The organism is Candidatus Hydrothermales bacterium, assembly GCA_039630235.1.
Classification (GTDB): Bacteria; Hydrothermota; Hydrothermia; order Hydrothermales; family JAJRUZ01; genus JBCNVI01.
Genome location: JBCNVI010000068.1, coordinates 1 through 547 on the forward strand (window position 1 = coordinate 1; position 547 = coordinate 547).

Below are 547 nucleotides of genomic sequence, written 5' to 3' on the forward strand. Positions count from 1 at the left end.
TTTCCATTTTCATCTCTTAAAAAGTAATTAACAGAGAAAATTCTTGGTTTTTTCCTTAATTTTTTACCAAAGTCAAGATGCATTTTTATATACTTTCCTATGGTAACAGATAAGAAATCAAGATTAGACATAGGGTTAAATTCTCTTTGAGCTTTTGCATCTAAAACTGCAGCTGTAGGTTCAGACTCAAGGCAAGCGCCCTTTGTTATAACTCCATGAACCCAATCAAAGGCTTCCTCAACAGGAACCCATGTATCAGAGTCTCTTCCTCCGTAAACAATTCCTGCTATAGGAACCCCATTTGGATCTTCAAGTTTTGGATCAAGATTATCAAAGGAACTTAAGGCTATTGTAAACCTTGCATTTGGATGTGATGGTGGAATTTCCTTACCCTTTTCATCCTTTTTCCCTTTAAACCATTCACCTGCAAAGTTTATACCTTTAGAGGGAGTTTCCTTTCCACTTCCTACCCAAAAGACGTCACCATCCTCTGTCATTAAAACATTACAGAATATGACTTCACCAGGTGTTGTAAGTGCTTTATATA

General features: G+C 36.4%; 1 protein-coding gene. It reads right to left on the reverse strand.

The genetic code is table 11. The annotated features are described in order from the left end of the window. A partial coding sequence (locus tag ABDH49_09345) for a phosphoenolpyruvate carboxykinase domain-containing protein (protein ID MEN3047142.1) occupies nucleotides 1-497 on the reverse strand: 497 nt, incomplete at its 3' end. Between the last annotated feature and the right edge of the window lie 50 nt (nucleotides 498-547).